Source organism: Lentzea sp. NPDC005914 (genome assembly GCF_040629405.1).
Taxonomy (GTDB): Bacteria; Actinomycetota; Actinomycetes; order Mycobacteriales; family Pseudonocardiaceae; genus Lentzea.
Genome location: NZ_JBEXVQ010000016.1, coordinates 154,584 through 167,000, shown reverse-complemented (window position 1 = coordinate 167,000; position 12,417 = coordinate 154,584). Strand labels below are relative to the sequence as shown.

The 12,417-nt window shown below is 70.1% G+C and carries 10 protein-coding genes and 1 pseudogene; 9 read left to right on the top strand and 2 right to left on the bottom strand.

The window, feature by feature from the left end:
- Positions 1 to 61: 61 nt before the first annotated feature.
- Positions 62 to 469: pseudogene (locus tag ABZ345_RS23585) on the bottom strand (transposase); the annotation flags it as partial.
- Positions 470 to 1,097: 628 nt separating this feature from the next.
- Between ABZ345_RS23585 and ABZ345_RS23580 the strand changes: the two are divergent.
- The 7 genes from ABZ345_RS23580 to ABZ345_RS23550 are packed head-to-tail and all read left to right on the top strand — an operon-like array spanning position 1,098 to position 6,936.
- Complete coding sequence (locus tag ABZ345_RS23580) at positions 1,098 to 1,916, top strand: metallophosphoesterase (protein ID WP_359852459.1); 819 nt, start codon at positions 1,098 to 1,100, stop codon at positions 1,914 to 1,916.
- Positions 1,917 to 2,561 carry a 4'-phosphopantetheinyl transferase superfamily protein gene (locus ABZ345_RS23575; protein ID WP_359852456.1) on the top strand — a complete coding sequence of 215 codons (645 nt, stop codon included), beginning with the start codon at positions 1,917 to 1,919 and terminating at the stop codon, positions 2,559 to 2,561.
- A gap of 50 nt (positions 2,562 to 2,611) precedes the next feature.
- A complete protein-coding gene (locus ABZ345_RS23570) occupies positions 2,612 to 3,361 on the top strand; it encodes a hypothetical protein (protein ID WP_359852454.1) in 750 nt (249 codons plus the stop codon).
- On the top strand, positions 3,358 to 4,095 hold the full coding sequence (locus ABZ345_RS23565; protein WP_359852451.1) for an amidohydrolase family protein: 738 nt from the start codon (positions 3,358 to 3,360) through the stop codon (positions 4,093 to 4,095). Before ABZ345_RS23570 ends, ABZ345_RS23565 begins: the two co-directional genes overlap by 4 nt.
- Positions 4,092 to 5,321, top strand: a complete 1,230-nt coding sequence (locus tag ABZ345_RS23560; RefSeq protein WP_359852448.1) for a sugar ABC transporter substrate-binding protein — start codon at positions 4,092 to 4,094, stop codon at positions 5,319 to 5,321. Before ABZ345_RS23565 ends, ABZ345_RS23560 begins: the two co-directional genes overlap by 4 nt.
- A complete protein-coding gene (locus ABZ345_RS23555) occupies positions 5,318 to 6,133 on the top strand; it encodes a sugar ABC transporter permease (protein ID WP_359852445.1) in 816 nt (271 codons plus the stop codon). The genes ABZ345_RS23560 and ABZ345_RS23555 overlap by 4 nt, the downstream gene beginning before the upstream one ends.
- On the top strand, positions 6,133 to 6,936 hold the full coding sequence (locus ABZ345_RS23550; RefSeq protein WP_359852442.1) for a carbohydrate ABC transporter permease: 804 nt from the start codon (positions 6,133 to 6,135) through the stop codon (positions 6,934 to 6,936). The genes ABZ345_RS23555 and ABZ345_RS23550 overlap by 1 nt, the downstream gene beginning before the upstream one ends.
- On the opposite strand, the gene ABZ345_RS23545 is transcribed toward ABZ345_RS23550, so the two are convergent.
- Positions 6,911 to 9,784: a BTAD domain-containing putative transcriptional regulator gene (locus tag ABZ345_RS23545; RefSeq protein ID WP_359852439.1), complete on the bottom strand. Its 2,874-nt coding sequence runs from the start codon at positions 9,782 to 9,784 to the stop codon at positions 6,911 to 6,913. The two genes, ABZ345_RS23550 and ABZ345_RS23545, sit on opposite strands and share 26 nt — an antisense overlap.
- A 132-nt stretch (positions 9,785 to 9,916) precedes the next feature.
- Between ABZ345_RS23545 and ABZ345_RS23540 the strand changes: the two genes are divergently transcribed.
- Together ABZ345_RS23540 and ABZ345_RS23535 are read left to right on the top strand one after the other, a co-directional pair.
- On the top strand, positions 9,917 to 11,230 hold the full coding sequence (locus ABZ345_RS23540; RefSeq protein WP_359852436.1) for a VCBS repeat domain-containing M23 family metallopeptidase: 1,314 nt from the start codon (positions 9,917 to 9,919) through the stop codon (positions 11,228 to 11,230).
- A 1-nt stretch (position 11,231) separates the two neighbouring features.
- Positions 11,232 to 12,398, top strand: coding sequence for an FG-GAP-like repeat-containing protein (locus tag ABZ345_RS23535; protein WP_359852433.1), 1,167 nt, complete (start codon positions 11,232 to 11,234; stop codon positions 12,396 to 12,398).
- Positions 12,399 to 12,417 lie beyond the last annotated feature (19 nt).

Genomic DNA, 12,417 nt, shown 5'->3' with positions numbered 1-12,417 from the left:
CACAAAAACGCCGGAGCCACCCTTGTTTCAGGGTGACCCCGGCGAAGATCGGGGAGGATCAGCTGGCGGCCTTCGCGGCACGGCGGTCCGCCGCGTCGAGCACCGCGCGGATCCAGTCGATCTCCTCGGTGCCGCAGGCGCCCTCGGCCGCCGCGCGACGCAGGCGGACCCACAGGCCCAGGTCGGTCCACTCCTGGAAGCGGCGGTGCACGGTCGGCACGGTCACGCCGAACGACGCCGGCAGGTGCCGCCACGCGCAGCCGGAGGAGAGCACGAAGACGATCGCGGTGAAGACCGCTCGGTTGCAGACGCGGCCGCGGCCACCGCCCTGGCGGCGCACCTTGGCCGGCGGGATCAGCGGTTCGACCACTGCCCACAGGTTCGGGCTGACCAGGCGTGCCGAGAGCTGGTCGATGACGTCACCGCGGCCGGTCTCGCAGCTGTGCTCCGGCCAGGCCGAGGCGCGCATCCAGGAGTCCTGGCGCGGTGCGGGGTCGACGGGCCGGGTGTCCTGGCGGGCGGACTCGGCGCGCTGACGGGACCGCAGCAGCGTGGCCAGGGCGGTGTCCTCGGCCGTCGTGCGGCGCTGCGGGACGGCGTAGGCCGAGTGCTGCTGGGCGTGACGGGCGATCTCGGCGCCGACCGTGCGGCGGAACGAGGGGTTGCCCGCCAGGCGCGGGTCCACGGGCTGGCCGTATCGCGCCGGCACCTGGCCGACCGGGGCCTGACGTGGGGGAAGAGGCCGCTGGGGCACCTGACGGGGCGGGACCTGTCGCGCAAGTCGCGGGTCCGGGGTGCGAGCGAACTGTGAGTCGGTCATGGTGTGGTCCTCCGCCAGGACTTTTCCGTCAGGTGACAGCGCTCACAGTAAGAAGGCGGCCAGAAAACAGGTAAGTAGGTAGACCGTAAAAGGCGACGAGCGGGCGTGCGACGGCGATACACGGCCGGTCCTGTTGAGACGAGTGGCCCACCGTCTGCGACGAACGGATAACCGGTCGTGTACTTGAATCACGACCGAGTGGAACTGCCGCTCACGGAGAGCGCCCCCACCGGACGGTAATGATCCGGTCGTTGACGCCGGGGATACCGTTCGAACTGTGAAGCTTTTGGCCACCAGCGACCTGCACGTCTCCTACCAGGACAACCGCCAGGTTGTGGATGCGATCGCCTCACCGGACCCGCAGGACTGGCTGATCGTCGCGGGAGACATCGGGGAGAAGTTCGCCGACGTCGAGTGGACGCTGAGGACCCTCGCCGCCCGGTTCGGCAAGGTCATCTGGTCGCCGGGCAACCACGAGCTCTGGACCACCAGGGACGACGAGAACCAGTCGCGCGGCGAGATGCGCTACAAGCAGCTCGTGGAGCTGTGCCGCAGCCTCGACGTGGTCACCCCGGAGGATCCCTACGTGGTGTTCGACGGGGAACGCGGCCCGGTCACCGTCTGTCCACTGTTCCTCGGCTACGACTACTCCTTTCGGCCACACGGTGCCACGGACGTGAAGTCGGCCCTCGCCATCGCGCACGAGGCGGGCGTGGTGTGCACGGACGAGTACTTCCTGCACCCCGACCCGTACCCGTCGCGCGAGGCCTGGTGCCAGGCGCGCGTGCGGGAGACCGAGGAGCGGCTGGCCCAGGTCACCGGCCCGACCGTGCTGATCAACCACTACCCGCTCGTCCGCGACCCCACGTTCGTGCTGCGCTACCCCGAGTTCGCGCTCTGGTGCGGCACGACCCTGACCGCCGACTGGCACCGCAGGTTCAACGCGGTCGAGATGGTCTACGGCCACCTCCACATCCCGCGCACGACGCACTACGACGGCGTGCGCTTCGACGAGGTCTCGCTCGGCTACCCGCGCGAGTGGAAGCCACGCGGCACCACCCAGGTGAAGCTGCACGACGTGCTGCGGGAGTCATAGGTGCTGGAACAGCTTCTTCCCCCGCCGATCGCGGCGGTGGAGCGGTACGACGACGACCTGCCGGTCGAGCTCTTCCCCGAGGAGGAGGCGCTGCTGGCCAACGCCGTCCCGAAGCGGAAGTTCGAGTTCGGCACGGCCCGGTGGTGCGCGCGTGAGGCCATGAAGCGCCTCGGCGTCGAGCCCGCGGCGATCCTGCCGGGCCCGAAACGCGAACCGCAGTGGCCGGACGGCGTCGTCGGCAGCCTCACGCACTGCGCGGGCTTCCGGGCTGCGGCGCTGGCGTTGACGACCGACTACCGGACGATCGGCATCGACGCCGAGCCGCACGGTCCCGCGCCGAACGGTGTGCTGGAGGCCATCGCGATCCCGGCCGAGATCAGGCGGATGCCCGGCCTGAAGGTCGACGACCCGAAGATCTGCTGGGACCGGCTGCTGTTCAGCGCCAAGGAGTCGACCTACAAGGCCTGGTACCCGGTCACGCAGCGGTGGCTGGGCTTCGAGGACGCCGACATCACGCTCAACGCCGACGGCACGTTCCACTCGCGGATCCTGCTGCCGGACACCCCGATCGCCGGGTTCCACGGCCGGTGGCTCGTGCAGGGTGACGTGCTCATCACCGCCATCGCCGTGCCCGCCGCCAAGTAGGAAATCGCCGTGTAGGGGACGTGTAGAGCGGGTCACCAGACTCCCAGAGCATGGTGACCCTCCCTCCACTACCCGCCGAGCGGCACGAGATCGGCATCGACGTCGACGTGCTGTTCGGCGCGGTACCTCATCGGCAGCTCGACGCGTCGCTGGACGCGGTGGCCAAGCAGCAGGAGCGGCACGGGATCCGCCGTGGCCTGCTGTGCTCGTTGCGCGGCGCGTTGTTCGACGTCTGCTCGGGCAACGACGAGACGCGCAAAGCAGTCGAACAGCAGCAGCGGTTCGTGCAGGTCGGCAGTGTCGACATCCGCGACGCCCTGGGCGCGGAGGACGAGATCGGCAGGCTCGCCGAGTCGGGTGTGCGGATCCTGCGGCTGTTCCCGCCCGAGCAGTGGGTCGAGCCCTGCTCCCCCGGTCTCGCGGCCGTCGTGGACACCGCTGTCGGCCACGACATGGTGCTGCTGACGAGCGGCGACTTCAGCCAGTTCTGGCGGCCGTTCGCCGACAGGGGCGCGCGGGTGTGCTTCCTCGACGTGCACGCCTACCGGGTGGCGGACTTCGTGGTGACGGCCCGCCGCGAGCCCGGTTTCGTGGCCTCGACCCGGATGCTGGTCGGCCCCGACTCCATCGAACGGATCGCCGGCGAGGTCGGCGCGCAACACCTCGCCTACGGGTCGCGCACGCCGTTGCACGACGTCATGCCGTCAGCACTGCGTCTGCGCATGGCGGGACTGACCAAGCAGGAGTGGAAGCAGGTCACCGGCGGAACGGCCGGGAGCTGGCTGGGAGAAGAACTGTGATCATCGACGTCCACGCGCACGCCGGACCGTGGTTCTTCGCCACGGACGTCGGTGCCGCCGAGCTCAACCTCACGCTGATGGACCGCTACGGCATCGACCGGCAGATCGTCTCCGCGTCGGAGGCGGTCACCTACGACATGGTGTCCGGCAACAGGTGGATGGCCGAGGTCCTGCGGGTCCACCCGCGGTTGCTCGGCTACGTCGTGGTGAACCCCAACGACGTCGCCGCCGGGGCACGCGAACTCGAGAAGTACCTGCCAACCGGCCGGTTCGTCGGCGTCAAGGTGCACACCACCTACCCCGGGCAGACCCTGCTGTCCAAGGCGATCCAGGACACGATGGCGCTGGCCGCCGAGGCTGGTCTGCCGGTGCTGGTGCACACCTGGGACGAGTCGGTGCTCGGCCTGGTCGACGTCCTGGAACGGCACCCGGACCTGCGGGTGATCGCCGGGCACATGGGCGGACCGGCGTGGCGGACGGCGGTCGAGGCGGCGTGCCGCACCGACCGGCTCTACCTCGAGCCGTGCTGTTCGATCACCGACGCGGGCCGCTACCGGTACGCGCTCGACCGGGTGCCGCTGGAGCAGATGCTCTTCGGCACGGACAGCACCCTGGTCGACCCGGCGATCGCGCTGGGCGTGGTCGCGGACGCCGGACTCTCCGACAACGAGTACGACCACGTGATGTGGCGCAACGCCGCGCGCCTCTTCGGACTCGGAACGGACGCCGCATGAAGAGAACGGCAGCGCTCGCCGCACTGTCCCTGGCCGCGACCCTGACGGGCTGCGGCTCGCAGCCCGGCGAGGACGCCGTGACGCTGTGGATGTACCCGGTGATCGCCGAGCAGGCGCAGAGCCGGGCCTACTGGCAGCGGGTCGAGGCGGGGTTCGAGGCCGAGCACGGGATCAAGCTCCGGATCGAGCTCCAGCCGTGGGCGACCAGGGAGCCGAAGCTCGGCGCCGCGCTCATGGCGGGCAACGGGCCGGACGTCGTGCTGCTGCAGCCGGACATGATTCCCCAGTACGTGGAGGAGAAGGCGCTGCTGCCGGTGAGCGATGTGCTGACCGGCGGCGAACGCGCGTACCGCCCGTCGGCGGTCGACGCGTTGACGGTGAAGGACCAGGTCTACGGGTTGCCGCTGTACCAGACCGTCACGACGACGGTGTACAACCGCAAGCTGTTCGCCGACGCCGGGATCACCGACCTGCCGGACACGTGGGACGAGGTGAGGGCCGCCGCGCCGAAGCTGGCCGCGCACGGCATAGCGGTGCTCGACTACGCGGGCTCCACCGAGGAGACGCTCAACACGACCTTCTACCCGCTGCTGTGGCAGGCGGGCGGGACCGTGTTCAACGAGGAGGGCACGAAGAGCGCTTTCTCGTCACCTCAGGGCGTTGAGGCGTTGAAGTTCCTCGTCGGCCTGAAAGCGATGGGCGGCCTGCCCCCGGACGCCGCGACCAAGCGGTCCCAGCTCGCGGACGACGCGGTGGTGGCCGGCCGGGCCGCGATGGCGCACGCGATGGTTCCGGCGACGGCACGCGAAGTCGCCCGCTCGATCGGGGCGGAGAACACCGTGGTCGGCGCGCCACTGCTGGGCACGCAGCGGGTGACGTTCGGGCAGCCCGGCGCGTTGTCGCTGCTGCGCAAGGCGAAGAACCCCGACGCGGCACGGAAGTTCCTCTCCTACATGACCTCGCGGAAGGTCGTCGAGGACCTGTGCGTGCAGTCCGGCTACTTCCTGCCGTGGACGGACACGTCGCCGCCGGTGGTGGACGACGTGGACAAGGGCTTCGCCCAGGCGCTGCCAGCCGCACGGGCCGGGGACGCGCATCCGAAGGCGCGCAAGGCGATGGGGCTGCTCTCGCCGCACCTGCAGGCCGCGCTGCTGGGCCAGAGGACACCCGAACAGGCTTTGTCCGACGCGGCGGAAGAGGTCGACGCGTTGCTGCAGAAGCGATGAGCCGGCTGCGTGAGCCGCTGACGGTGCTGGCGTTCCTGCTGCCGGTGCTGGTGCTGTTCGGCGCGTTCCGGTTCCTGCCGATGCTGGGCGCGGCCGGGTTGAGCGTCACCGACTACCGGCCCGGTGGCGACGTCGAGTTCGTGGGCGCGGAGAACTACGCGGGACTGGTCGAGGACCGGTACTTCCTGGCGAGCCTGCGCACGACGGCGATCTACGTCGCGATCTACGTGCCGCTCACGGTCGCCGTAGCTCTCGGAACGGCTTTGCTGCTGCATTCGGTGCCGTGGGGCCGCGGGGTGTTCCGGGCCGCGTTGTTCGCGCCGTACGTGACGAGTCTCGTGCTGAGCGGCGTGATCTGGAAGTGGCTGTTCGAGCCCGCCGGGCTGCTGCGGAACCCCTCGACGGTGCTGCCCGCGCTCGCGATCGTCGGGGTGTGGAAGGGCTTCGGCTACGCGATGCTGATCCTGCTGGCGGGCATCCGCACCGTCCCGGCCGACTGTCTGGAAGCGGCCGAAGTGGACGGTGCGAGCGTGTGGCAACGATTCCGCCACATGCTGCTGCCGTCGTTGCGGCCCGCGATCTTCTTCGTCGTCGTGGTGGAGACCATCGGCGCGTTCCAGGTCTTCGACCTCATCTACGTGATGACCACCGGTGGACCGGCGCGGGCGAGTTACACGCTCGCGTACGCGGTGTACCAGTACGGCTTCACGTACTTCGAGGTCGGCAAGGCCGCGGCGGCGGGGCTGGTGCTGTGGGCCATCGTTCTGCTGGTGTCGCTCACCCAGCGGCGTGCGTTCGAACGGAACCCCTGATGCGGAACCGTATTTGGCTGACGGTGTTGCTCGCGATCGTGTCGTTGATCGCGATCGCACCGTTCGTGCTGATGGTGGTGGTCGCGCTGACGCCACGCCTCTCACCGACACTCCCCCACGCGTGGCCGAGCTCGTTGACCTTGGACAACTTCGTGCAGCTGTTGTCGACGGAGAGCTTCCTGAGGTGGACGGGCAACACGGTGATCTACTCGTCGGTGTCCGTCGTGGCCGTGCTGCTGTCGGCATCGATGGCCGGGTACGTGTTCGCACGCAAGCGTTTTCCCGGCCGGGACGCGCTGCTGTGGTCGTTGCTGTCGACGCTGATGGTGCCCTTCCACGCGGTCCTGATGCCGTCCGTGGTGATCATTCAGCTGCTCGGCTGGGCGGACACGTACTGGGGCCTGATCATCCCGACGCTGGCGAACGCTCAGGCCGTGCTGCTGCTCCGGCAGTTCATCCGCGCGCTGCCGGACGAGGTGTTCGACGCCGCCCGGATCGACGGCGCCGGGAACTGGCGGGTCTACTGGACCATCGTGCTGCCGCTGTGCCGCCCGGTGCTCGCCACGCTGGCCGTGTTCGTGTTCCTGTGGCACTGGAACGACTTCCTGTGGCCGCTGGTCGTCTCGGGCAACGGCGACACGAGCACGTTGACGGTCGGTCTGTCCACACTGGACGCCGGGCACCTCACGATTCCCGAGCTGATGTCCGCGGCGACGGTCACGGGCCTGCCCTGCCTGCTGGTGTTCCTGGTGGTGCAGCGACGACTGGTCAGCACTGTCAGCTTCGCAGGTCCGGGACGCTGAGCCCCAGCTGCCGCAACGCGGTGACGGTCCGGCCGACGTGCGCCTGCATGTCGAGGCGCTGGAAGAGGTGCAGCGCCTGCTCGAAGCACGCGGCGGCCTCGTCGGCGCGCTGGTTGCGGTGCGCGACCCAGCCGAGGCTGTAGAGGGTGGCGGCCTTGCCGGCGCTCTCGTCCTCCGGTGAGAACACCGTGAGCGAACGGGACATCATCTCCGACGCCGTGCCCGCGTCGCCCTGCTCGGCGTAGGTGGCGGCCAGCACGTGCAACGCCAGGGCCTCGTCGCGCGGACAGGATGCGGCGCGGAACAGCTCCACGGCGTCGAGCAGCGACCGTTCGGTCCTGGCGAGGTCGCCCCTGGCCTTGTGGTGCAGGCCGAGGCTGAACAACGCGCAGGCCTGCCCGTACCGGTTGCCGAGCCCGGAGAAGATCTCCAGCGCCTGGCCGAGGCACCGCGCGGCGTCGTCGAGCCTGCCCTGGTTGCGGTGCACGATCCCGAGCGCCTGCAACGCAAACGCTTCACCGCTCTCGTCCAGACAGGCGCTGAACGTCTCGCGCGCCCGTCCCAGCTGGTCAGCGGCCTCGTCCTGCCTGCCGTGGAACAGGTGCACGCTCCCGAGACCGAGGTGCGCGTAGGCGTGACCGCGGTGCTCGTCGGTGCCGGCGAAGATGTCCTGAGCCGACGCGAAGTGCTCGCTCGCCTCGCCGTAGCGGTCGCGGTAGAACGCCAGCGCTCCCAGACCCTGGTGCAGGATCGCCCTGTGCCGCTCGCCGGTCGCGGCGGTGAGGGCCAGCTCGTGAGTGTGGCGCCACAGGTCGTAGTGGCTGCGCAGGTCGAACAACGTGGTCAGCGCGCAGGCCAGGTCGCACGCCAGCGCGGTCATGCCGAGTTCCAGCGCCTGCTCGACGACGACGACGAGCGCGTCCCGTTCGGCTTCCAGCCACGCCAGGGGATCCGCGAGCAGGTGACCGAGGGCCAGCCCGCTGCGTTCGGGATCGAGCCGCACCTTGAGGAACCGGCACGGCAGACCGGCCTCGGCCTGCACGGCCAGGTCGAGCCACGCGGTGAAGGCCCGGTGCAACGCGGTGGCCCAGTCGTCGTCGATCTCGTGTGCGCGCTCACGGGCGAAGACGCGCAACAGGTCGTGGAAGCGGTAACGGCCCTGCCAGACCTCCAGCAGGTGCACGTCGGCGAGGCTGTCGACGATCTCCTCGGCGTCCGGGACGTCGACGCCGAGCAACGCGGCGGCGATCCAGCCGGGGAAGTCCGGCACGTCGAGCAGGCCGAGCAGGCGGAACGCGCGCCGTTGGTCGTCGTCGAGCGCCTCGTAGCTCCACGCGAGGCTGGCGCGGGCTTCGAGGTCGTCGATCCGCAGCTCGTTGAGCCGGGTTCCTTCTCCGGCAAGGCGTTCGGCGAGCCTGCCGACCGACCAGTGGCCGCGGCGGGCCAGGCGGGAGGCGGCGATGCGCAGGGCCAGCGGGAGGTTGCCGCAGTACCGGGCGACGGCGGCGGCCGCGTCCGGTTCGGCGGTCACGCGGTCCTGCCCGGCGATCTCGCCCAGCAACCGGACGGCGTCCTCGGCGCCGAGCACGTCGAGGTTGACGGTCTGCGCGCCGACCAGCTGCACGCGGCTCGTGACGAGGACGGCGGACGAGTCGGAACCGGGCAGCAGCGGGCGGACCTGGGCCATGCTCCTGGCGTCGTCCAGGACGATCAGCACCTGGCGGGCGGCGAGCTGCGAGCGGTAGAGCGCGGCGCGGGCCTCGATCTCCTCCGGGACCGCGTGCGGGTGAACGCCGAGGGCGATGAGGAGTTCCGCGAGAACCGTTGCGGGGTCACGGGGTGACGAGCCGGTGCCGCCGAGGCGGACGTAGAGCTGGCCGCCGCTGAACTGGTCGCCGATCTCGTGGGCCGCGCGGACGGCCAGTGACGTCTTGCCGACGCCCGCCTTGCCGGTGATGGCGGCGAGCGTGGACTTGGTGCGGTGCGTGAGCACCTCGCGGAGCTGGGCCAGTTCGGCGGTGCGGCCGGTGAAGTCGTCGACGTCGGGCGGCAACTGCATGGGGCGCACCGGGGTCGGGCCAGGCTCGGGTCTCTCCGGTCTGCCCCGCAGGATCTCCTGGTGCAGGTCCTGGATCTGGTCGCACGGGTCGACGCCGAGCGTGTCGACGAGGACCTCGCGGACGGCGCGGTAGGTCTCCAGCGCCTCGGCTCTCCGGCCTGCCAGGTGCTGGGCCCGCATCAGGCGCCACCACAGGCCTTCCCTGAGCGGGAACTGCCGGACCTGCACGCCCAGCTCGGTGATCAGCGCGCCGTACTGGCCCGCGGCGAGCCGTGCGTCGGCGGAGTCCTCCCTTGCGGCGGCGGCCATTTCCTCGAGCCGGACCGCGTCGGCCTCCAGCCAGCCCGCGCGGGGGACGTCCTCGAGGATCGTGCCGCGCCAGACCTGCCAGGCCTCCTGCCACAGGGCCGCGGCCTCGGCGGCGTCTCCCGCCGCCAGTGCTTCGCGGGCTCGCCGGGCCGTGGCTTCGAAGATCTCGGTGTCCAGCTCGCCCGGCTCGACCCGCAGCCGGTAGCCCGCGCTGTCGGTGGTGAGCCTGCCGGGCAGGCCGATGTCGGTGAGGTCGCGGCGCAACCGGCTCACGTAGGTGTGCACGTTCGCGACCGCGGACACCGGTGGGTTCTCGCCCCACAACGCGTCGATGAGACCGGCGAGGCTGACGGACTGTCTCGCGCGCACGAGCAGCGCGGCGAGCAACGCCCGTTGCCGCGGACCGGCCGGCTTGAGCGGCTGACCGCAGTTGGCCACCCTCAGCGGACCCAGGATCTCGAAGCTCGCCGTGTTCCCCACACCGGGGAGCCTGCACCACATTCCTTGCACGAAACCTTGTAGAGCCCTTGTAGAGCCCTTGTAGGGGCCGTGTAGAACAGCTCCATAAATTCCGTTTCAGGTCAATTCACGAGAAGAAACGGAATTCAGGAAATGGTTTCCAGAATCGGCAGAACGGTCGTCGGCGTCGCCGTGGCCGCGATGGCGGTGACGCTCGCCCCGAGCACCGCCCAGGCCGCCGCTCCCTCACTCGAGCTGCCGTTCATCTGCGGCACCTCGTGGATCGGCAACTCCGGCGCCAGCAGCGCGCACCGCAACAACGAGATCGACTGGAACATGTCCGGCACGTCGGGCAACGAGGACCTCGGTGAGCCCGTCCTCGCCGCCGCGGCCGGCACCGTGATGACGGAGGGCGGCGAAAGTTCCGCCTACGGCAACTACCTCGAGATCGACCACGGCGGCGGTTATTCGACGCTGTACGCGCACCTCGACAAGAAATCGGTGCACGACGGCGACACCGTGCGACAGGGCCAGGTCATCGGCACGGTCGGCAACACCGACGGCAACACCTCCGGCCTGTCCGCGCACCTGCACTTCGAGTACCGCAACCGGGGCAGTGGCCAGTCCTACCCCGACTACATCCGCCCTGCCTCGTTCCACGGCGATCCGTTCGACTACGCCGCGGGCACCGAGACGTACGTGTCGCAGAACTGCGGCACCGCGAACAAGGCCGCCAAGAGCATCAACGGCGACGTCTACGACGACGCGATCGGTGTCGACGCCTCCGGCACCGCGTGGATCTACAAGGGCAAGGCGGGCGGCGGGTTCACCGCGGCGACGCGTCTGGGTCCGGGCTGGGGCGACTTCTCGGTGATCGCGATCAACGACTCCAACGCCGACGGCTGGGCCGACCTGTTCGCGGTCCGCAGCGGCACGCTCTACTACTGGGCCAACCGCGGTGACGGCACGTTCACGGCCTCCAAGGAGGTCGGGACGGGCTGGGCCGCGTTCGAGTACGTGTCCTTCGTGGACGTCAACGGCGACAACAAGACCGACATCCTCGCCCGTGACGGCGGCAAGATGTACGTCTACACCGGCCAGGGCGGCGGCGCGTTCTCCGCTCGTTCGCTGCTGGGCGAGGGCTGGGCGGGTCTGGCGCGGCACACCGCAGGCGACGCCGACGCCGATGGTGACGGCGACATCTGGGCCACGAACTCGGCCGGCGAGCTCTTCTTCTGGCGCAAGGACGCGGGTGGCTACGCGACTGCGACGCAGGTCGGCTCCGGCTGGAACGGCTTCCGTCAGCTCGTGTCGATGGACGTCAACGGCGACGCGAAGGCCGACCTCGTGGCGGTCCGCACGTCCGACAACACGCTCTGGCAGTGGCTGGGCGGCGGTGCCGGGACGTTCGGCAAGGCCGTGCAGATCGGCAGCGGCTGGTCCGGCTTCGACCTGGCGGTGAACTGACATGAGGATCCTGTCCGGAGTGCTGGCACTGGCCGCCGCAGCGAGCGTGGTGTTCGCTCCCTCCGCCCAGGCCGCCGGTGACATCGACCTCTGCGTCTCGAACGGCCGCACCGCCGGGTTCACCGGCGAGAGGCTCGTCGTCGCGGTGGCGGTCGGCATGGCCGAGTCGCGGTGCGACCCGTCGGCCCGGTACGTGAACAGCGACAGCCACAACTCGGTCGACCGCGGTCTGTGGCAGCTCAACGACTACTGGCACCCCGAGGTCAGCGACTCCTGCGCCTACAACGCGGCGTGCAACGCCCGTGAGGCGTACAAGATCTCCGACCAGGGCTCGGACTGGTCGCCGTGGTCGACCTACAAGTCGGGGCGCTACAAGCAGTTCGTGGACGACGCTCGTGCCGCGATCGGCGCTCCCCCTGCCGTCGTGCTGCCGGGCAAGAGCGTGAACGGCGACAAGTACGACGACGCGCTGGGCGTCGACCCGTCCGGCACCGCGTGGATCTACAAGGGCAAGGCCGGTGGCGGGTTCGCCGCCGGGGTGCGGCTCGGGCCGGGCTGGGGCGGGTTCTCGCGGATCGGCATCGGCGACTCGAACGCCGACGGCTGGGCCGACCTGTGGGCGATCGGCAACGGCACGCTCTACTACTGGCACAACCGCGGCGACGGCACCTTCACGTCGGCGCAGACCGTCGGCACCGGCTGGGCGGCCATGGAGAACGTGGCGTTCGGCGACGTGAACGGCGACAACAAGACCGACATCCTCGCCCGCGACGGCGGCAACATGTACCTCTACGTCGGCCGGGGCCTGGGCAAGTTCGCCGAGCGCGACCTCGTCGGTGCGGGCTGGGCGTCGCTGGCCCGGCACACGGCCGCGGACGCCGACGGTGACTCCGACGGCGACATCTGGGCGACGAACTCGGCCGGCGAGCTCTTCTTCTGGAAGCGCAACGGTGCCGACTTCGCGACCGCGGTCCAGGTCGGGTCGGGGTGGAACGGGTTCCGGCAGATGACGTCGATGGACGTGAACGGGGACAACAGGGCCGACCTCGTGGCCATCCGTTCGTCGGACAACACCCTCTGGCAGTGGCTCGGGACCGGGACGGGCGGGTTCGGGACCGGGACGCAGGTCGGGTCCGGGTGGACCGGCTGGGATCTCGCTGCGAACTGAACGACGATGACGGCGTGCC

Bases quoted from the DNA above. Each gene is read 5' to 3' on its own strand.
- ABZ345_RS23555 (WP_359852445.1), top strand. From the start codon at position 5,318: ATGAGCCGGCTGCGTGAGCCGCTGACGGTGCTGGCGTTCCTGCTGCCG.
- ABZ345_RS23560 (WP_359852448.1), top strand. From the start codon at position 4,092: ATGAAGAGAACGGCAGCGCTCGCCGCACTGTCCCTGGCCGCGACCCTG.
- ABZ345_RS23570 (WP_359852454.1), top strand. From the start codon at position 2,612: ATGGTGACCCTCCCTCCACTACCCGCCGAGCGGCACGAGATCGGCATC.
- ABZ345_RS23550 (WP_359852442.1), top strand. From the start codon at position 6,133: ATGCGGAACCGTATTTGGCTGACGGTGTTGCTCGCGATCGTGTCGTTG.
- ABZ345_RS23540 (WP_359852436.1), top strand. From the start codon at position 9,917: ATGGTTTCCAGAATCGGCAGAACGGTCGTCGGCGTCGCCGTGGCCGCG.
- ABZ345_RS23535 (WP_359852433.1), top strand. From the start codon at position 11,232: ATGAGGATCCTGTCCGGAGTGCTGGCACTGGCCGCCGCAGCGAGCGTG.